The 18,201-nt window shown below is 71.4% G+C and carries 16 protein-coding genes; 11 read left to right on the top strand and 5 right to left on the bottom strand.

Going from position 1 to position 18,201, the window contains the following annotated elements; genetic code table 11:
- Window positions 1-39 precede the first annotated feature (39 nt).
- The 3 genes from DI005_RS33115 to DI005_RS33105 all read left to right on the top strand — a co-directional run bounded on the left by DI005_RS33115 (window position 40) and on the right by DI005_RS33105 (window position 7,340).
- Window positions 40-3,984, top strand: a complete 3,945-nt coding sequence (locus DI005_RS33115) for a ThuA domain-containing protein (RefSeq protein WP_369973644.1) — start codon at window positions 40-42, stop codon at window positions 3,982-3,984.
- A gap of 387 nt (window positions 3,985-4,371) precedes the next feature.
- On the top strand, window positions 4,372-6,237 hold the full coding sequence (locus DI005_RS33110; RefSeq protein WP_369973647.1) for an Ig-like domain repeat protein: 1,866 nt from the start codon (window positions 4,372-4,374) through the stop codon (window positions 6,235-6,237).
- A gap of 62 nt (window positions 6,238-6,299) precedes the next feature.
- On the top strand, window positions 6,300-7,340 hold the full coding sequence (locus tag DI005_RS33105; RefSeq protein ID WP_113644708.1) for a ferric reductase-like transmembrane domain-containing protein: 1,041 nt from the start codon (window positions 6,300-6,302) through the stop codon (window positions 7,338-7,340).
- Here DI005_RS33105 and DI005_RS33100 read toward each other — a convergent pair.
- Window positions 7,330-8,583 (bottom strand): Glu/Leu/Phe/Val dehydrogenase dimerization domain-containing protein, encoded by a 1,254-nt coding sequence (locus tag DI005_RS33100; protein ID WP_369973643.1) that lies wholly within the window; start codon window positions 8,581-8,583, stop codon window positions 7,330-7,332. The genes DI005_RS33105 and DI005_RS33100 overlap by 11 nt on opposite strands.
- Window positions 8,584-8,846: 263 nt before the next feature.
- Here DI005_RS33100 and DI005_RS33095 point away from each other — a divergent pair, with 263 nt between their 5' ends.
- A complete protein-coding gene (locus DI005_RS33095; RefSeq protein ID WP_112268620.1) occupies window positions 8,847-9,770 on the top strand; it encodes a LysR family transcriptional regulator in 924 nt (307 codons plus the stop codon).
- Window positions 9,771-9,932: 162 nt separating this feature from the next.
- Here DI005_RS33095 and DI005_RS33090 read toward each other — a convergent pair whose 3' ends face one another.
- Together DI005_RS33090 and DI005_RS38380 are read right to left on the bottom strand one after the other, a co-directional pair.
- The gene (locus tag DI005_RS33090) at window positions 9,933-10,130 is read right to left on the bottom strand and encodes a PspC domain-containing protein (RefSeq protein WP_112268622.1); all 198 of its coding nucleotides are present in this window, start codon (window positions 10,128-10,130) and stop codon (window positions 9,933-9,935) included.
- A 197-nt stretch (window positions 10,131-10,327) separates the two neighbouring features.
- A complete protein-coding gene (locus DI005_RS38380) occupies window positions 10,328-10,534 on the bottom strand; it encodes a hypothetical protein (RefSeq protein WP_158559934.1) in 207 nt (68 codons plus the stop codon).
- Window positions 10,535-10,616: 82 nt separating this feature from the next.
- Here DI005_RS38380 and DI005_RS33080 point away from each other — a divergent pair, with 82 nt between their 5' ends.
- Entirely contained in the window at window positions 10,617-11,141 is a 525-nt protein-coding gene (locus tag DI005_RS33080) for a MarR family winged helix-turn-helix transcriptional regulator (RefSeq protein WP_112268633.1), read from the top strand.
- A gap of 2 nt (window positions 11,142-11,143) precedes the next feature.
- A complete protein-coding gene (locus DI005_RS33075) occupies window positions 11,144-11,977 on the top strand; it encodes an EamA family transporter (RefSeq protein ID WP_113644707.1) in 834 nt (277 codons plus the stop codon).
- Between the two features lie 163 nt (window positions 11,978-12,140).
- Here the strand turns inward: DI005_RS33075 and ligD are convergent, their stop codons facing one another.
- On the bottom strand, window positions 12,141-13,073 hold the full coding sequence (gene ligD, locus DI005_RS33070) for a non-homologous end-joining DNA ligase (RefSeq protein ID WP_113644706.1): 933 nt from the start codon (window positions 13,071-13,073) through the stop codon (window positions 12,141-12,143).
- A 100-nt stretch (window positions 13,074-13,173) separates the two neighbouring features.
- Here ligD and DI005_RS33065 point away from each other — a divergent pair, with 100 nt between their 5' ends.
- From DI005_RS33065 to DI005_RS33055, 3 genes are all read left to right on the top strand, one after another.
- Entirely contained in the window at window positions 13,174-13,641 is a 468-nt protein-coding gene (locus DI005_RS33065) for a PPOX class F420-dependent oxidoreductase (protein WP_112268641.1), read from the top strand.
- A 64-nt stretch (window positions 13,642-13,705) separates the two neighbouring features.
- Window positions 13,706-14,038, top strand: coding sequence for a putative quinol monooxygenase (locus tag DI005_RS33060; protein ID WP_112268643.1), 333 nt, complete (start codon window positions 13,706-13,708; stop codon window positions 14,036-14,038).
- A gap of 5 nt (window positions 14,039-14,043) precedes the next feature.
- Window positions 14,044-14,253: a DUF4177 domain-containing protein gene (locus DI005_RS33055; protein WP_112268645.1), complete on the top strand. Its 210-nt coding sequence runs from the start codon at window positions 14,044-14,046 to the stop codon at window positions 14,251-14,253.
- A 327-nt stretch (window positions 14,254-14,580) separates the two neighbouring features.
- Here DI005_RS33055 and DI005_RS33050 read toward each other — a convergent pair whose 3' ends face one another.
- Window positions 14,581-15,294 (bottom strand): haloacid dehalogenase type II, encoded by a 714-nt coding sequence (locus DI005_RS33050; RefSeq protein WP_113644705.1) that lies wholly within the window; start codon window positions 15,292-15,294, stop codon window positions 14,581-14,583.
- Window positions 15,295-15,474: 180 nt separating this feature from the next.
- Here DI005_RS33050 and DI005_RS33045 point away from each other — a divergent pair, with 180 nt between their 5' ends.
- The gene (locus DI005_RS33045) at window positions 15,475-16,752 is read left to right on the top strand and encodes a multidrug effflux MFS transporter (protein ID WP_113644704.1); all 1,278 of its coding nucleotides are present in this window, start codon (window positions 15,475-15,477) and stop codon (window positions 16,750-16,752) included.
- A 135-nt stretch (window positions 16,753-16,887) separates the two neighbouring features.
- Window positions 16,888-18,201 (top strand): MFS transporter (locus DI005_RS33040; protein ID WP_113644713.1); only part of this gene is annotated, 1,314 nt, incomplete at its 3' end.

The raw sequence follows: 18,201 nt of genomic DNA, 5'->3' as shown, positions 1-18,201 counted from the left end.
CGCGGCGGCCGATTACGGCCGAGACCGTTGCGGCGTGGCATGATCCTGCTGACGAGCGCGGTACTGACACTGGGGCTGACCGCGCTGCCCGCCACCGGCGCGCCCGCAGAGCCCGTGGCGGCGCAGAACCAGGCCGCCGCGGCGGCGAGCCAGGTCAACGTACTGGTGTTCCGCGGTGTCGCGGCCGAACAGGCCGACCCGGTAGTCCGTGCCGCGCGGGCGATCGAGGAGCTGGGGGAGAGCAACGGGTTCACGGTGGACATCTCCACCGATCCCGCGTCGTTCACGACCGAGAACCTCGCTCGCTACCGCGGCATCGTCTTCCTCTCCGCCGAGGGCAACGAGCTGAACGCCGGGCAGGAGTCGGCGCTGCGGCGTTACATCGAGGAGGGCGGCGGCTTCCTCGGCATCCGCGACGCCGCGAAGGCGCAGGCCCGCTCCGAGTGGTTCGGCGGCCTCATCGGCGCCCGCCCCGCGGGCAACCGGCCCGTGCCGGAGGAGGTCGCCGGCGTCACGGTGAGCGGCGAGAACCCGCCCAACGAGACCGGCGCGAAGCTCGTGGACGGCAACGCCAACAGCAAGTGGCTGACGTTCGCGCGCACCGGCTGGGCCGCGCTGGAGCTTGCCGAACCCGCCGCCATCTCGCACTACGCGCTGACCTCGGCCAACGACTTCCCCGGCCGCGACCCGCTGGATTGGACCCTGCAGGGCTCCCAGGACGGGCAGACGTGGACCGATCTCGACCGGCGCACCGGCGAGGACTTCCCGGAGAGGTTCCAGCCCAAGGAGTACCGCTTCGAGAACACGCAGGCGTACGCGCACTACCGGCTCGACATCACCGCCAACGCGGGCGAGTCGGCGACGCAGCTCGCCGAGATCGAGCTCTACACCGCCGACGCGACCCCGCCGCCGGGCGCCGAGCCCGAGCCGCAGCAGGCCGTGGTGAGTGTGGTCGACCGGCAGCACCCCGCCAACGAGGGCCTGCCGCTGACGTGGAAGCGCTCGGACAAGTGGCTCAACTGGGAGACCAACCCGGTGGGGGAGGTGCACACGGTCGCCCAGGTGCAGGAGCACACCTATGACGCGGGGGCGAACGGAAACGGCGCGTTCCACCCGATCTCGTGGTGCCGGGACTACGACGGCGGCCGGTCCTTCTACACCGGGATGGGCGGCACCGTCGGCAGCTACGGCGAGGCCAAGTTCCGCGGTCACCTGCTGGGCGCGCTGAAGTGGACGACCGGTGTGGTCAGGGGCGACTGCCAGGCCACGATCGCCGCGAACTACAAGACAGAGCGGCTCACCGGGCAGAACCAGCCGGGTCAGCTCGACCAGTACGGCGAGATGCACGGCGTCACGGTCGCGCCGGACGGCACGGTGTTCTACGTCGGCAAGGCGGCCTGCCCCACCGGCCCCGTGCCCAACTGGGACCAGGAGAACGTGGGTCTCGGCTGCGGCACGATCCACCAGTGGGACCCGGAGACCCGCAAGGTCAAGCTGATCACCACGCTCGAGGTGTTCGGCAACCGGGGCAGCGGGGACGAGCTCGTCAAGAGCGAGGAGGGTCTGCTCGGCATGACCCTCGACCCGGAGTTCGCCGACAACGGCTGGATCTACGTCTACTGGATGCCGTACGAGTCGATCGACAAGGAGAAGCGGATCGGCCAGCGCACGGTGTCCAGGTTCACCTACGACGCCGCGACCGACACGCTCGACCTGAGCAGCCGCAAGGACATCCTGCAGTGGGACACGCAGATCCACAGCTGCTGCCACGCCGGTGGCGGCATGGACTTCGACAAGGCAGGCAACCTCTACATCGCCGTCGGCGACAGCAACTCCTCGCAGGGGTCGCAGGGCTACTCCGGCAACAACTGGACCCAGGAGTACGCCGGTGTGTCCTTCCAGGACGCGCGCAGGACGTCGGGCAGCACCAACGACCTGAACGGCAAGATCCTGCGCATCCACCCCGAGGACGACGGGACGTACACGATCCCGGAGGGCAACCTCTTCCCCGAGGCGGAGGATCCCGGTGACAAGACACGCCCGGAGATCTACGTGATGGGCGTGCGCAACCCGGCGCGCCTCGACGTGGACCCCGTGCACGACTGGGTCACCACCGCGTGGGTCGGTCCCGACGCCGGCGCGCCGAGCCCGGAGCTGGGCCCGGCCAAGTACGAGACGGCGACCGTGCTCACGTCGGCGGGCAACCAGGGCTGGCCCTACTGCATGGGCAACAAGCAACCCTACCGCGACCGCAGCGACACGGACGCGTCGGTGCTCACCGGCTGGTACGACTGCGACAACCTGAAGAACACCTCGCCGCGCAACACGGGACTGGTGGACATCCCGCCCGCGCGTGACAACATGATCTGGTACTCGCCGCAGGGCGGCGGACCGGTGTTCCCGGAGCGGCCGGACGGCAGCGGCATCCCCACGTACAAGGAGGAGGACAGCACCTACACGCTGCCGTTCGTGAGCGGCGGCTGCCAGGCCGTGATGTCGGGTCCGACGTACCACAGCTCGCTGGTGGACCCGGAGAGCGACGTGGCCTGGCCGTCCTACTGGGACGACAAGTGGTTCATCGGTGACGAGTGCAACCCGAACAACCGCGTCGCCGTGACCCTGGACCCCGCCACGGTGCAGCAGCAGGGCCCGCCCGCGTTCGCGGAGGACCTGCGCGACATCATCAAGGCGGGCGGTGCCGACACCCAGCTGCAGAGCTGGATGGGTGCGCAGTTCGGCCCCGACGGTGCGCTGTACCTGATCGACTACGGCAGCGGCTTCTTCAGCCTCGCCCCCAACCAGAAGCTGCTGCGGGTCACCTACGAGGGCGGGCCGGCCACCCCGGCTCCGGCCGCGAGGGCGACCGCGCTGCAGAACAAGCCGCTGACGATGGCGTTCAACGGGTCCAGGTCCGGTGGCGTGTCGTACGAGTGGCGGTTCGGTGACGGAGCCAGGTCCACCGAGGCCAACCCCGTGCACACCTACGGCAGCATCGGGACCTACACGGCCACGCTGACGGTGACCTACGCCGACGGCGAGAAGGCGACGACCACCACCAGGGTCGACGTCGGCTGCGCGGTGCCCGACACGCGGGAGACGGTGTGGCTGCGGGACACCGACACGGGTGTCGAGAACCACGAGGTCGGCAACGGCTGCACGGTCAACGACCTCATCGACGACGAGAGCACGTGGCCGACGCACAAGAAGTTCGTCGACCACGTCTCGAAGGTCGCCCGCGACCTCATGCGCAAGGGCGTGCTCGTCCGCGCCGAGCGCGACGCGCTGATCAGCGCGGCCAAGCAGTCCCCCATCGGCAAGGTGGGTGACTCGGGCTGGGAACCGATCTTCAACGGCACGGCCGAGTCGCTGCGCGGCTGGGAGATGGCGCCGTCGGGCCGGTTCGACATCCAGCCGGACGGGTCGCTGCGCAGCTCCGGTGGGCTCGGAATGCTGTGGTACGCGGCGAAACCGTACGCCGATTTCTCGCTGAAGCTGGAGTACAAGGACATCGCACCGGGGCAGGGCCGGGCCAACAGCGGCGTGTTCGTCCGCTTCCCCGACCCGAGAACGCCGCTCGAGCAGCGGCCCGCGGGCAGCTGCGGCACCGTCGGCTCCGCAAGGGACTCGCAGGCCTGGGTGGCGATCTACTGTGGACACGAGGTGCAGATCTACGACGGGGAGTCCGGTGAGCCACAGAAGACCGGATCGATCTACAACTTCGACCCGGTCGGGCTCGACCAGGCCGGCGCGACTCCCAAGGGTGAGTGGAACACCTACGAGATCCGCGTGGTCGGGCAGCACTACACGATCCTGCGCAACGGCGTGGTGATCAACGAGTTCGACAACCTGCCCGGCAAGGAGTCGTCCCGTGCCGGTGACCCGCCGACCGATCTGCGGCAGTTCCGCAACGGGTTCATCGGGTTGCAGAACCACGGGGACAACGACCTGACCGAGTTCCGCAACATCCGCGTGCGGGAGCTGTAAACCGAGGCAGCCGGCCGGTGCGGGCGCTCTTCCGGACGTCCGCACCGGCCGGTACCACTTCACGAGAGGTGCAGCACGCTTATGTACCAACGATTACGCACATCGCTGGGCGTGGCCGCCCGGCGGGGCACCGTGGGGTTGCTGGGCGTTCTCCTGGTGGCGTTGTGGGTGGTGCCCGCCTCGCTCGCCGGCGAGCAGGTCCAGCAGGCCCGGCAGGCGGCGCAGACGCAAACGGAGACCTCCCGGCAAGCCCAGGCACAGCAGCAGATCCTGACCTGGACGGCCGACGACAGCATCACCGAGTACGCCTCGGCGCCGGCCACGGCCACGGCGGGCGCGGCGACGCTCGTCTTCGAGAACAGCACCGCGACGGGCAACACCACGGGGATGCCGCACACCCTGACGTTCGACACCTCCACGCCCGGCTACAACCACGACGTCAACGTCAACATCACGGCGAGCCCCTTCGACGCGAACCAGGGCCGCTACGAGGTCGACGTCAACCTCACGCCGGGCCAGTACCGCTACTACTGCGCCCTGCCCGGGCACGGCCAGATGGCCGGCGTGCTCACGGTCACCGACGGCGGCGGCGAGGACACCACCGCGCCCTCGGTCGCGGGCGAGGTCACCGGCGAGCAGGACGCCGACGGCAACTACGTCGGCACGGCGACGGTCGCCGTCTCGGCGCAGGACACCGAGTCCGGCGTCGCGTCCGTCGAGTACCAGCTGGACGGTGGAGGGTTCCAGCCGTACACGGAGCCGGTGGCGGTGAGCGAGCCCGGTGAGCACATCGTGGAGTTCAGGGCGACCGACAACGCGGGCAACGTGTCGCAGACCGGGTCGGTGACGTTCACGGTCGTCGAGCAGGCGCCGGAGGACACGACTCCGCCGACGGTCACGGGTCAGCTCAGCGGCACCCAGGACGCCGACGGCAACTACCTCGCCAAGGCCACGGTCACGGTCACCGCGCAGGACACGCAGTCGGGCATCGCCTCGGTGGAGTACGAGGTGGACGACACCGGGTTCCAGCCCTACACGGGTCCGGTGGAGGTCACCGAGCTCGGCGACCACTCGGTGCAGTTCCGGGCCACGGACAACGCCGGCAATCTCTCCGAGACCGGCTTCGTGACGTTCCGCGTGGTCGAACCCCCGGAGGGCGACACCACGCCGCCGCACGTGATGGCCGAGGTGACCGGGGAGCAGAACACCGACGGCCACTACCTCGGTTCGGCGAGCGTGGAGCTGACCGCGCACGACGCGGAGTCCGGTGTGGACAGCGTCGAGTACTCGCTCGACGGCGGCGAGTTCACCGCCTACACGGGTCCGGTCGTGGTGTCGGCGCCGGGTGAGCACACCGTGAGCTACCGGGCGACCGACAACTCCGGCAACACGTCCGAACCGGGCTCGGTGACGTTCACCGTCGTCGAGAACGGCCAGGAGGACACCACGCCGCCGGAGGTCTCGGCCGAGGTGACCGGCGAGCAGGACGGCGACGGCAACTACGTCGGCTCGGCGACCGTGTCCGTGACCGCGGTGGACGAGGGGTCCGGCGTGCACGGCGTGGAGTACGCGCTCGACGGCGGCGAGTTCACCGCTTACACCGAGCCCGTCGAGGTCGCCGCGGAGGGCGAGCACACCGTGCGGTTCCGCGCCACCGACCACGCAGGCAACACGTCCCAGCCGGGGTCGGTGACGTTCACGGTCGTGCCCGGCCAGCAGGAGGACACCACGCCTCCCGTGGTCACGGCGCAGCTCACCGGTGAGATGGACGCCGGCTGGAACTACCTCGAGTCGGCGAAGCTCACCCTCACGGCCACCGACGAGCAGTCGGGCGTGGCCTCCGTCGAGTACAGCTTCAGCGAAGGGAGCTTCCGGCCGTACCGCATTCCGCTGACGATCGCCGACGCGGGCGTGTACACGGTTTCCTACCGCGCCACGGACAAGGCGGGCAACGTCTCGGAGACGGGCAAGGCGACGTTCACGATCGTCGACCCGGAGCCGGCCTGCTCGGTGTCCGACACGCGGGCGACCGTGTTCGTGGGCGCCGAGGACACCGGCGTCGCCAACGCCGACACCGGCAACGGGTGCACAATCAACGATCTGATCGACGAGGAGGCCGAGTACCCGGACCACACCGCGTTCGTCACGCACGTCCGTGAGGTCACCGCCGGCCTGCTGGCTGACGGCATCATCACCAAACAGGAGCGGCAGCGCATCGTGCAGGCCGCGAGGAACGCCGAGATCGGCGTCTGACCGACGCCGTCCGGGCCCGCCTCGCCGCGGGCCCGGACGGCCAGGCGAAAGGGGCTCACGGTATGCCGGCACCGAGCCGCACCGGGCTGGACCGGCCCGCGCTCAGGGCGGACCTCCGCGCGGCGGTACCCGACGCGACCATCGCGCTCGGGATCACGGTCGCGATCTTCGGCTGGCTGTACGAACGTGTGCGGGCCGAAACGTCGGCGACCGTCGCCGTCATGCCGTTCCTCGCAGACGCCAACGAGTACTGGATGTACTGGGCCTGCCAGGCGTTCGGCTGGTCCGCGCTGCTGTGGGCGTGGCTGACCACGATGCTGGGCCTCCTGCGGTCGGGGCCGGGGCCGCGGCGGCTGCCGGTGTCCGCGGTGCGGCTGGAGCGCTGGCACCGCTCGACGAGCCTCACCACGATCGGACTGATGTTCGCCCACGCGGCCTTGTTCTTCGCGGAGCTGGTGCGGGCCAACTCCGACGGCCTCGGGCCGCTCGGGCGGGTGTGGAGCGCGTTCGTCGAGACGTTCGTGCCCGGCGGGTACGGCTCGGGCACCGGCGTGGTCGCGATCCTGCTGGGGCTGCTCGCGCTGTACCTGGCGATCCCACTCGGCCTGCTGTACTACTTCCGCGGCGGCACGGGCGCGCGGCTGTGGCGGGCGCTGCACCGCTTCGTGATCGTCGTGTACGTCCTGAGCGTCTGGCACACGTTGCTCTACGGAACCAACGTGTGGTTCGACGGCTGGCCGCGCACCACCCTGTGGCTGCTCCAGCTGCCCGTCGCGCTGGTGCTGCTCGCCCGGCTGCTGGCGCCGGCGCGGCGCGCGGAACGGGCGCGGGACGCGAGCAGGCCGGCGTGGGCACGGGTGTTGTGGGGCGGTGCGGTGACCGCGGTGCTCGGCGCGATCGCCGTCGTCGTGGCCGTGGTCGTCACGGGCCGGGACGGCGGGCGGACGCCGGACGTGCCGAGCGCGCCGCTGTCGGTCACGCAGGGAATGGTGTGGGCCGGGCTGGCCGTCTTCGCGGTCGGCGTTGCCGCCACGATTCTGGTGGTGCGCCGGTCCCCGGTGCGCCCGCCGCGGCGCACCGGGGACCGCACCGCTACGGGATGACGAGCGGGGTCTCCTCGCACGCCTCCGCCAGGGCCTGCCGGTTGGCGGCCGCGAGGTCGTGGGCCGTCTGCCGGGGCGGCACCCCGTCGACGATCCACTGCCCGAGCAGCAGCGCGACCTTGGCCTGCATCTCGGTGCGCAGGCGCAGGAACGAGTCCGCCGGGTCGGCGCCGACCTGCCCGAGCAGCAGCCACCACGCCCAGGCCGCGGCGCCCGCGTTGGCGACGAAGTCCGGGATCACCGGGATGCCGTTGGCGGCGAGCATGGCCTCGGCCTCCGGCGTGGTCGCGGCGTTGGCCGCCTCCACCACGACCTTCGCGGCGACGTCCACCGTGTTGTCCGGCGTGATCGCGTAGGAGATGGCGGCGGGCACGAGGATGTCGGCGGCGGTGGAGATCACCGCGTTCCTCGGCAGCCGCTGCACCTCGGCGGGCACGCGGTCGCGGTCGATCTCGCCGTAGGCGTCGCGCAGGTCGAGCAGGGCCGGAATGTCGAGCCCGTCCGGGTGATACAGCGTGCCCGCGGCGTCGGCGACGGCGACCACGCGCATGCCCGACTCGTGCAGGTACCAGGCCGCGCCGCCGCCCATCGTGCCGATGCCCTGGATCGCGACCGTGGTCTCGCCGGTCTCCCAGCCCCACGCGCGCGCCGCGCCGAGGCACGCCTGTGCCACGCCGTAGCCACCGATGACGTCCCCGAGCAGCAGCCCGCCGGGCACGGGCGCGTTCAGCCCCGCCGTCACGCGCCGCAGCGTCCGCTCCGGGTTGGCCGCGCGGCTGATGGCGGCGTGGTAGGACTGGCCGAGGCCGAGCCTGGCGAAGACCTCGTCGATGAGGTGCTGCGGCACCCCGAGGTCCTCGGCGGTCACCCAGTGCGCGTCCAGCCACGGGCGCATGGCCTGGCAGAACCGCTCCAGCACCTCGACGGCGCGGGGGTCCTTCGGGTCGAAGTCGATCCCGCCCTTGGCGCCGCCGACGGGCAGCTCGAAGGTCGCGGTCTTGGCCGCCATGCCGAACGCGAGGTCCTCGACCTCCGACATCGTGCAGCCGGCCCGCATGCGGGTGCCGCCGGTGGCCAGTCCGGACACGAGCGTGTGGACGACGAGGTAACCGTGGGCGCCGGTGACCGGGTCGGTCCACGTCAGGCGCAGCAGTGGCTCGCCGCGCCGGGGCTTGGCCGCGCCGGTCGCGGCGTCGGGCGTTCCGGTGCTCGTCTGTCCCCACGGGTCGTGCATCGTGGTCACCTGCAACCCACCTCCAAAGTTCTCTCGACGGCGTCTCCTGCTCCGGGCTCGTGTGGTGCACTGACGCGGGCGCAGGACAGCGTGCCGCCTCATCTGCCTGACGATGGACGGCTTGTCTGAACTGCCGAGTTCGCGGGCGGTGCCCCCCTTGTGCCGGTACCTCCACTGTGCGTGAGTGTCGCGGGCCACGTCTAGTTAAGGATCATGCACGGTTGCGTTCAGGCTTCCTGCACAGCGCGAGATCGTTGCCTACGCTGAGCGGCATGGAGCTTTCGTTGCACAGGTTGCGAATGCTTCGAGAGTTGCATCGCCGGGGCACGGTCACGGCGGCGGCGACCTCGCTGCACTACACCGCGTCGGCCGTCTCGCAGCAACTCGCCCAGCTGGAACGCGATGTCGGCGCGAAGCTCTTCGAGCGGCTTGGCCGCCGCGTGCAGCTGACCGAGCTCGGGATGCTGCTCACCGAGCACGCGGAGGAGATCCTCGGGTCGGTGGAACGCGCCACCATGGCGCTGGAGGAGGCGCAGGACGCAGTGTCCGCCCGGCTCACGGCGGGCGTCTGGGCCTCGGTCGCCTCCGGGCTGCTGCCCGCCGCGCTCACGGCGCTGGCCGCCGAGCACCCGGGGATCCAGGTGCGGACGAAGGAGCTCGCCCCCGAGGACACCGCGGGCGCGGTGCGCGACGGCAACCTCGACTTCTCCTTCGTCATCGACTACTCGGACTACCCGATGCCCTGGGACCCGTCGCTCGCGCGGGTGGTGATCGCGGTGGAGCGGTTGCACGCCGCCGTGCCCACGGGCGTGGTGCCCTCGGGCACGATGGCGTTGACGGAGCTGGCCGAGCACCCGTGGATCCTGGCGGGGCCGCGGTCGCACTTCGGCCGTGCGGTGCGGATCGCCTGCCAGCGCAACGGGTTCGAGCCGAAGATCAACCACGAGGTGGGCGAGCAGGCCACCGCGCTCGCCATGGTCGGCGCGGGGCTGGGCGTCACGCTCGTGTCGGATCTCGGGCTGTCACTGCTGCCGCCGGGGGTGGACATCGTCGCGCTCACCGACCCCGTGATGCGCACGGTCTCCATCGCCCACCGGCTGACGGCGACGCGCAGGCCGTCGCTGCAGCTCGTGATAGAGGCCGTCCGCTCCGCCGCGGCGGAGAAGGGCCTCGGCGCCAGCTCGCCGATCCCGTAGCGAAGGGCCCGCTCGGGCACGCGTCCCTGACCCGACCCGATGATCCCTTACGTTGACCACCATCAACGCAGCCCGGGCGGCTCGACCGGCCTCAGCGGGCAGGACATTGGCCCGGCGGGCGCCCGGCGCGCTCTTCGGAGCTGCCGAGCCACGCGGGCGGGCTCAGTAGCGCCGTTCTTCCTTCGGCATGATCACCCAGAGCACCAGGTAGATCAGGAACTGCGGCCCCGGCAGCAGGCACGAGAGCACGAACACCCATCGCATCGTGCGCGGCTCCCAGCCGGCCCGGCGAGCGAGCCCCGCGCACACGCCTGCGATGACCTTGTTGTCGCGTGACCTCGTCAACGTTGTTGTCGCCATGCCTCCACCCTGCCCCGGCCCAGGGCCGTCCGCATCGGTGATGACCCGGAGGCGTCCCCGGAGTTCCCCGCCCGCGCTCCGGGGCCGTCCGCAGTCGAACATGACTCCCGCCGCGTCACTGCGCGACGAGCCGGCCCCCGCGGTCGCGTGGCGGCGAGACCGCGCCGACGCCGCCGGCCTTGCCGGCCGGTGGCCGCTCACCCGCGCTGGGGCATCGCGACCGGCACCCGCGCCCCGGCTTCCCGCACGGCGTGGTCGGCGCAGTCGACCGCGTGCTGCTCGTCGGCGAGCGGATCGAGACCGGAGGGCGGGCCCTCGCGGTCCGCGATCTCGGCACCGAGGCGGGAAGCGGCACGGCTCGGTGCCGGCGCGATCGTCGACGGACCGCGCACCAGCGAGGTCATCCATCGGCTCGGTGTGCGCGCGTCGTCGCAGGTCAGGGACCTGTGTCCAGCGCGGTCCCGCCCGCCGTGTTATGCATGAGTCATGCATGAAGAACGAACCGCGAACCTGCTCGGAGCCGCCGCGTTGACGGTGACCGACCTGGTGCTCGCGGGCGCGACCGGGGCCACCGGCGTCAGCGCGAGCGGAGCGGCGGCGCTCGTGGTGCTGTCCGCCTCGCCGGGCCTGAGCGGCACGGAGCTCGGCAGGAGAGTCGGGCTGAGCCAGTCCGCGGCGGCGCGGATGGTCGACGCGCTCGAGGGGCGACGGCTCGTGGAGCGCCGTGCCGGTCAGGGCAGGGAAGTGTCCATCCGGCTCACGCGGGCAGGCCGGCGCGCCACGGGTGAGCTGCTGGCCGCGCGGGGCACGCGCCTCGCCGGGGCGCTCGCGGTGCTCGACGACGATGAGCGCGCCGTGCTCACCGGGTTGCTGGAGAAGCTGCTCACCGGTCTCTACGGCGAGGTCGGCGACGCGCAGCTCTTGTGCCGTCTGTGCGATCGCGGGTCGTGCACGGAAGGCGCGCCGTGCCCCGTCGGCCAGGCTGAACGGGATCGGGACGACCGCTCGTGACCATGGGCCCGGTGCTCGCCCTCGCCTCGGCCGCCGCCTACGGCCTTTCCGACTTTGCGGGCGGCCTGCTGGCCAGACGCGCGCATTTCGTCACGGTCGCCCTGCTCGGCCAGGCGGGCGGGCTCGTGGTCGCACTGCTCGCGGCGCCCGCGTTCCCGTCGACGCCACGACCGGAGAGCGTCGCGTGGGGCGCGCTCTCCGGAGTCGGCACCGGCATCGGCATGCTGTTCCTGTTCCAGGGACTCAGCCGCGGTGCCATGAGCGTGGTCGTGCCCGTCAGCGCGGTCGGGGGAGTGGCGCTGCCCGTGCTGGTCGGCGTGTTGTTCCTCGAGGAACGGCCCTCCGTCCCGTCGTGGCTGGGAATCGCCGTGGCGGTCCCGGCGCTCTGGCTCGTCTCGCGCACCCGCGACGGCACCGGGCGCGGCGCGGCGGCGGCCACCGCGGACGGGCTGGTCGCGAGCGTGGGCATCGCGCTGCAGTACCTCGCACTCGCCCAGGCCGACCCGGCATCCGGCATCTGGCCCGTGGTCACCGGTCGAGTCGCCGCGATCCTCACGATCCTGCCGCTGCTGCGCGCCACACACGTCCGCGCCAGACCGTCCGCCGCTACCGTCGGGTGGGCGGCGGTGACCGGCGCGCTCGCCGCGCTCGCGCTGGTCTGCTACCTGCTGGCCACCCGGCAACAGCTGGTGGTGATCGCCGTGGTGCTTTCCTCGCTCTACCCTGTGATCCCCGTGCTGCTCGGCATCACCGTCCTCCGCGAACGCCTGGGGTGGCGGCAGACGCTCGGCCTCGTGGCCGCCGGTGCCGCCATCGCGCTGCTCACCCTCGGCTGAGGCCGTCGCGGAGTGCTCGGTGCCGCCTTCGAAACGGGCGGTGCCGGAACCGTGGACTGGTCCATCCGCGGCACCGCACCAGATGTCGCGCGCAGGGGGGCCGACGGCTAGTGGCGCCACGTGCTCGACAACCCGTTCGGCACGGGCGGACCGGCGTGACCGCTCACGCGTCAAGCCCGTCGCGGTCGGCCCAGTCGAGGAGCGTCTCCAGTGAGTACGCGGTGTCGTCGATGCCCTCGTGGAGGTCCCCGAGCTTCGCGAAACGGGCGGGCATGGTCGCGATCGTGCAGTCGCCCGGCTCCACGTCGTCGATCTCCTCCCACGTGATGGGAGCCGACACGGTCGCCTCCGGCACACCGCGCACCGAGTAGGCGCTCGCGATCGTGTGGTCGCGCGCGTTCTGGTTGTAGTCGACGAAGAGGAGCCGCGGGTCGCGGTCCTTGCGCCACCACACCGTGGTCACGTCGTCCGGCGCCCGCCGTTCCACCTCCCTCGCGAACGCCAGCGCCGCACGGCGGACCTCTCCGAACCCCCATCTCGGTTCGATCCGGACGTAGACGTGCAGTCCCTGACCGCCGGAGGTCTTCGGGTAGCCGGTGATGCCGAGCTCGTCCAGCACCTCGTGGGCGACGTGCGCGACCCGCCGGACGCGGTCGAACCCGCACTCCGGCATCGGGTCGAGGTCGATGCGCCACTCGTCGGGCCGTTCGGTGTCGGCCCGGCGGGAGTTCCAGGGATGGAACTCCACGGTCGACATCTGGACCGCCCAGATCACGGAGGCCAGCTCGGTGACGCACAGTTCGTCGGCGTGCCGGTTGTAGCGCGGGAAGTGCACCCGCACGGTCTCCAGCCATGGCGGCGCGCCGTGCGGCACGCGCTTCTGGTGCACCTTCTCGCCAGCCACCCCCGACGGGAACCGGTGCATCATGCACGGCCGCTCCCGCAGCGCGCGCACGATCCCGTCGCCCACGGACAGGTAGTACCGGGCGAGATCGAGCTTCGTCTCGCCCCTGGCGGGGAAGTACACCCGGTCCGGACTGGAGATTCGCACCGTGCGGTCGCCCACCTCGAGTTCCACCGCGGAATCCTTCGCCATAGGGAGACGCTAGCCCGAACCGGCGCTTTCCGGTTGACCTGGAGCGCACTCCAGCGGTTACGGTGAGCGAGCCCGGACCCGAGCGAAGGAGAACCGCTCCATGGCACCCGCCATCGCGACCGCGCAGCGCGTCGACCGTGCCGCCCTGCTGGAGTTCCTGCGACCGCGACACCGCGGCGTGCTGATGACCACCCGCTCGGACGGCTCGCCGCAGCTCTCGCCGGTGACGTGCGGGGTGGACGAGAGCGGCCGGATCGTGGTGTCGACGTACCCCATGCGGGCGAAGGCGACGAACGCGCGCCGCGAGCCCCGCGTGTCGATGTGCGTACTGTCCGACGAGTGGAACGGGCCGTACGTCCAGGTCGACGGGACGGCCGAGGTCCTCGACATGCCCGACGCGCTCGACGGCCTGGTGGAGTACTTCCGGTGCATCTCCGGCGAGCATCCGGACTGGGCCGAGTACCGCGAGGCGATGGCGCGGCAGAACAAGTCGCTGATCCGGATCACCCTCGACCGCTGGGGCCCGGTCGCCACCGGCGGGTTCCCCCCTGGCCTGGCGCGGGACTGACACGGCACCCCGCGCCTGGCATCGTGAGCCGTCCGACCACCACCGAGGGGAGAAGGGGTACCCGATGATCTTCATCACCGCCAAGTTCCGAGTCCTGCCCGAGCACGCGGACCGCTGGCCCGAGATCGCGGCCGAGTTCACCGAGGCGACCCGGAACGAGCCCGGCAACCTGTGGTTCGACTGGTCGCGCAGCATCGGCGACCCGAACGAGTACGTGCTCGTGGAGGCGTTCCGCGACCCCGACGCCGGCGTGGCGCACGTCCAGTCCGAGCACTTCAAGACCGCGCAGCGGACGCTGCCCCAGTACCTGGCGGAGACTCCTCGCGTCGTCAACACCACCGTGCCGCAGGACGACTGGTCCGAGCTCGGCGAGATGGCCGTGCCCTCGAAGGACTGAACGCGATGGCCGATCGGTACGAGTACAAGGTCGTGGAGATCCGCGAGAAGATGATCGGCGGCAAGATGTCGGGGGCGCGGCTCGAGAACGTGCTCAACGACCACGCCGCCGAGGGCTGGCGGCTCAAGGCGATCACCACCGCGGAGGTGAAGGGCCGCCTCGGTCCGGGCGGCGTGGAGGGAGTGCTCGTCACCTTCGAGCGCAAAGTGGGCTGAGCCGCCGCGACGACGATTCACCCGAACCGCCGAGCGGAGATGCTTGTTGCTCGCCCGGCGGTTTCTCCACGTGCCGGTGTTTCGCCGCGCGCGAGCGTCCCGGCCCGGCGCCGTCGCTCGACGGGCTGACGGGCCGGGGGCCGGGAGGTGCTCGCGCTGGTCGCGCGGTTTGTCCAACCAGGACATCGCGACGGGGCTCGGGATCGGCCTGCGCACCGCAAAAACCCACGTCGGCCCGCCTGCTCGCCAAGCCTGGCGCGCACGACCGGGCCCGGCTGGTGGTCGCGGCCTACCAGTCCGGGCTGGCCCGGCCCTGAGCGTGCGCGGTCACGTCGCCGCGGCGGCGAACGCCGCGAGCGAGGGGAACTCCCAGTCCGGGGTGACGGGCTGGCCGGGGTCGGGCGTGGCTCCCCAGCCCGGCCGGTCGTGCCGCCGGTTGATCCACACCCCGGGCAGCCCGGCCTTCCTCGCCGGGACATGGTCGTGGAAGAGGCTCTGCGCGACGTGCAGCAGCCGGAGCCCTTCGCCGCGCGCGTAGTCCGTCAGCACGTCGAAGTTGCGCTGGGCCGGCTTGTAGCTGCCCACATCCTGCGCCGTGATGACGTGGTCGAACTCGACACCGAGCCGCTCGCGACTGCCCTCGAAGCTCGCGCGGTCGACATTGGACAGAATGATGAGCCGGAACCGGCGGCCCAGCGCCACGAGCGCGTCGTGCGAGTCGCCGAACGCGGGCCAGTCCGGCACCGAGGCGCCCAGTCGCTCCGCGTCCTCGTCGCCGACCGGGTGGCCGAGCCGCTCGCCGACGGCGCGGAAGGCCTCCGCCAGCACGTCCGGATAGGGCAGGGCGGGCTGCTCCCTCGCGACCCTGGCCTCCTCGGCGGCGTAGGCCACGAGGAGTCGCTCGTCGGTCAACGCGGCGTCGAACCGGCGTGCCCACGGGCCGATGACGGCGGCGATGCCGGCCTCCCAGTCGATGAGCGTGCCGTAGCAGTCGAAGCTCAGCGCGTCGTACTCACCGAATGTTGTTGCTGTTTCAACCATTCCTCACCCTTCTGGAAGTCCACAGTGGAGTCACTGTCGGCGCTCCCTCGTGACACTGCGTCGATGTAACCCGCGCCACACTCTCCGAAGGCGCTTCCGGGGAACAAAGGGGGCCCGCGCCGTGCTGAAGATCGCGTCAGAGCCGACCTTCCTCGCTTGCCCCTGATCCGAAAGGTAGTGATGGACAGAGTCGCGTTGCAGAGCCGCCCGGCGGAATCACCCGCCGGGGATGCGACCACACCCGAACCAGGACGGGCCGAGCGGATCCGCGTGATCCTCGTGCTGGGCGCGCTCATCGCGCTGGGCCCGTTGACCATCGACATGTACCTTCCCGCGCTGCCCGCGATCGGCGAGTATCTGGACGCCTCGTCGTCGACCGTGCAGCTCACGCTCACCGGCACGCTGCTGGGGCTCGGCCTCGGCCAGCTGCTGGTGGGTCCGTTCTCCGACGCGGTCGGGCGCAGGGTTCCGCTCATCGCGGGCACCGTACTGCACATCGCCGCATCGCTGCTGTGCCTGATCGCCCCCAACGTCGGGGTCCTGGGGATCTTCCGCACGTTGCAGGGCGTGGGCGCGGCCGCCGCGATGGTCGTCGCGCTCGCGGTGGTGCGGGACCTTTTCTCCGGTAACGCAGCCGCCACCGTGCTGTCCCGGCTCATGCTCGTCATGGGCGCCGCGCCGATCCTGGCGCCGACGCTGGGCGGGGCCATCCTGCTCACCGGTTCCTGGCGCGGTGTCTTCGGTGCGCTGGCCGTGCTCGGCGTGCTGCTGCTCGTCGTGGCCGTGTTCGCGCTGAAGGAGACCCTGCCACCCGAGCACCGCAGGGCTCGCGAGGTCCGCCCGGTGCTGCGGATGTACCGGACGCTGCTCACCGACCGCGAGTTCGTGGTGCTGGCGCTGGTGGCCGCACTCGGGATGTCGGCGCTGTTCGCCTACATCTCCGGCTCGTCGTTCGTGCTGCAGGAGCAGTTCGGGCTCAACCAGCAGGAGTTCGCGCTCGTGTTCGGCGCGGGCGCGGTCGCCATCATCGGGGCGTCCCAGTTCAACGTCGTACTGCTCAAGCGGTACGGCCCGAAGCGCATCGTGCTCGGCGCTCTGGCGGCGGCCACGGCGTCGGGTGCCGTGCTGACCGTGCTCGCACTTGGCGATGTCGGCGGGCTCGCCGGATTCGTCGTACCGCTGTGGTTCGTGATGGCCGCCGTCGGCTTCGTACTGCCGAACGCGCCGGCCCTCGCGCTGTCGCGCCACGGCGAGGCCGCCGGCACCGCCGCGGCGGTACTCGGGGCCGTGCAGTTCGGTCTCGGTGCCCTGATCGCCCCGCTGGTCGGCGTCCTGGGCAACGACGGCCCCGCCATGGCGATCACGATGACGGGCGGCGCGGCGGTCGCGCTCGGCGCGCTGGGGGCCGTGGTGGTGCGTGGCCGTCGCCGGGTGCCCGAGGCGGCCCCGGCGGTGTGACCTGGCGGTTTCCGGATTACGTTGGGCAGCGGATTGACTGGCGTAACGAAGGTGTTTAACTTCGGGGCGCGGGAGTGACTCAGGCCACTCCCGCGCCCCGACTGTCAGCGGCCGGCACAGAGGCAGGACACCGCGATGGCACAGACACCCGCGTCCCCGAGGTCCGCGACCCAGCTCAGGAGGGCCGTGCTGTCGAGCTACCTCGGCAGCGTGATCGAGTACTACGACTTCCTGCTCTACGCCACCGCCGCGGCGGTGGTGTTCAACAAGGTCTTCTTCTCCAGCCTGGACCCGGTGGTCGGGACCATCGCCAGTCTGGGCACGTTCACCACCGGGTACCTGGCCCGGCCGCTCGGCGGGGTGATCTTCGGGCACTTCGGCGACCTGCTCGGCCGCAAGCGGATGCTCGTGATCACGATGACGATGATGGGCGTGGCCAGCACGCTCATCGGCCTGCTGCCCACCTACGCGCAGATCGGGGTGTGGGCGCCGATCCTGCTCGTGGTGCTGCGCGTGCTGCAGGGCATCGCGGTCGGCGGCGAGTGGGGCGGCGCGGTGCTCATGTCCGCCGAGCACGCCACCACCCGGCGGGGGCTCTGGGCGAGCTTCACCAACGCGGGTGCGCCCAGCGGCATGGTCGTGTCGACCCTCGCGCTCACTCTCGCGGCGAACCTCACCACCGACGAGCAGTTCCTGTCCTGGGGCTGGCGGGTGCCGTTCCTGCTCAGCGTCGTGCTGCTCGCGATCGGACTGTTCGTGCGGCTGAAGGTCGAGGAGACACCAGTCTTCGCCGAGACTTCGGCTCCTGGGGAACGCGGGTCGCCGCCGCTGCTGGAGGTGCTCCGCCGGTACCCGAGGAACCTCCTGCTCGCGGTGGGGGTGGGCTTCGGCGCGTTCGTCGCGCAGGGCACGCTCACGACGTACGTCGTCTCCTACGCCGTCGGCCAGGGTTTCGAACGGCAGACGGTCCTCAACGCACTGACGCTCTCGTCCGTCGGAGCGGTGCTCGGCGTCGTCGGCTACTCGGCGCTTTCGGACCGGATCGGCAGGCGGCCCGTGGTGCTCGCCGGTGCGATCGCCACGGCGGGGGTGTGCTTCCTGCTGTTCCCCATGATCGACACCGGTTCGGCCGCGATGCTCACGCTGGCCGTCGTGCTCGGCCAGTCGGTCGCGCACCCCGCGATGTACGGTCCGCTCGCGGCGCTCTACACCGAGCTGTTCGGCACCCGGACCCGCTACACGGGCGCGTCACTGGGATACCAGCTGGCCGGCCTCGGCGCGGGGATCGGCCCCGTGGTGTTCGCGAGCATGGCGGGGGCGGGCACGCTGGCGGTCTCGGCCGTGATCGGCGCCTGCTGCCTGCTCACCGTGGTGTGTGTGCTCGCGGTCGGGGAGACCCATACGGCGAGCCTGCGGGACGAGCCGGTGCCGGACTCCGCGGGCCGGCGC

It is taken from the genome of Prauserella sp. PE36 (assembly GCF_003311655.1).
GTDB classification, from domain to species: Bacteria; Actinomycetota; Actinomycetes; order Mycobacteriales; family Pseudonocardiaceae; genus Prauserella_A; species Prauserella_A endophytica.
Note: the sequence above shows the minus strand (reverse complement) of the source record. Positions and strands in the feature narration are given on the sequence as shown.

Coding starts and splice junctions, on each gene's coding strand:
- DI005_RS33115 (WP_369973644.1), top strand. CDS start 40: ATGATCCTGCTGACGAGCGCGGTACTGACACTGGGGCTGACCGCGCTG.
- DI005_RS33110 (WP_369973647.1), top strand. CDS start 4,372: ATGCCGCACACCCTGACGTTCGACACCTCCACGCCCGGCTACAACCAC.
- DI005_RS33105 (WP_113644708.1), top strand. CDS start 6,300: ATGCCGGCACCGAGCCGCACCGGGCTGGACCGGCCCGCGCTCAGGGCG.
- DI005_RS33095 (WP_112268620.1), top strand. CDS start 8,847: ATGGAGCTTTCGTTGCACAGGTTGCGAATGCTTCGAGAGTTGCATCGC.
- DI005_RS33090 (WP_112268622.1), bottom strand. CDS start 10,130: ATGGCGACAACAACGTTGACGAGGTCACGCGACAACAAGGTCATCGCA.
- DI005_RS38380 (WP_158559934.1), bottom strand. CDS start 10,534: ATGACCTCGCTGGTGCGCGGTCCGTCGACGATCGCGCCGGCACCGAGC.
- DI005_RS33080 (WP_112268633.1), top strand. CDS start 10,617: ATGCATGAAGAACGAACCGCGAACCTGCTCGGAGCCGCCGCGTTGACG.
- DI005_RS33075 (WP_113644707.1), top strand. CDS start 11,144: ATGGGCCCGGTGCTCGCCCTCGCCTCGGCCGCCGCCTACGGCCTTTCC.
- ligD (WP_113644706.1), bottom strand. CDS start 13,073: ATGGCGAAGGATTCCGCGGTGGAACTCGAGGTGGGCGACCGCACGGTG.
- DI005_RS33065 (WP_112268641.1), top strand. CDS start 13,174: ATGGCACCCGCCATCGCGACCGCGCAGCGCGTCGACCGTGCCGCCCTG.
- DI005_RS33060 (WP_112268643.1), top strand. CDS start 13,706: ATGATCTTCATCACCGCCAAGTTCCGAGTCCTGCCCGAGCACGCGGAC.
- DI005_RS33055 (WP_112268645.1), top strand. CDS start 14,044: ATGGCCGATCGGTACGAGTACAAGGTCGTGGAGATCCGCGAGAAGATG.
- DI005_RS33050 (WP_113644705.1), bottom strand. CDS start 15,294: ATGGTTGAAACAGCAACAACATTCGGTGAGTACGACGCGCTGAGCTTC.
- DI005_RS33045 (WP_113644704.1), top strand. CDS start 15,475: ATGGACAGAGTCGCGTTGCAGAGCCGCCCGGCGGAATCACCCGCCGGG.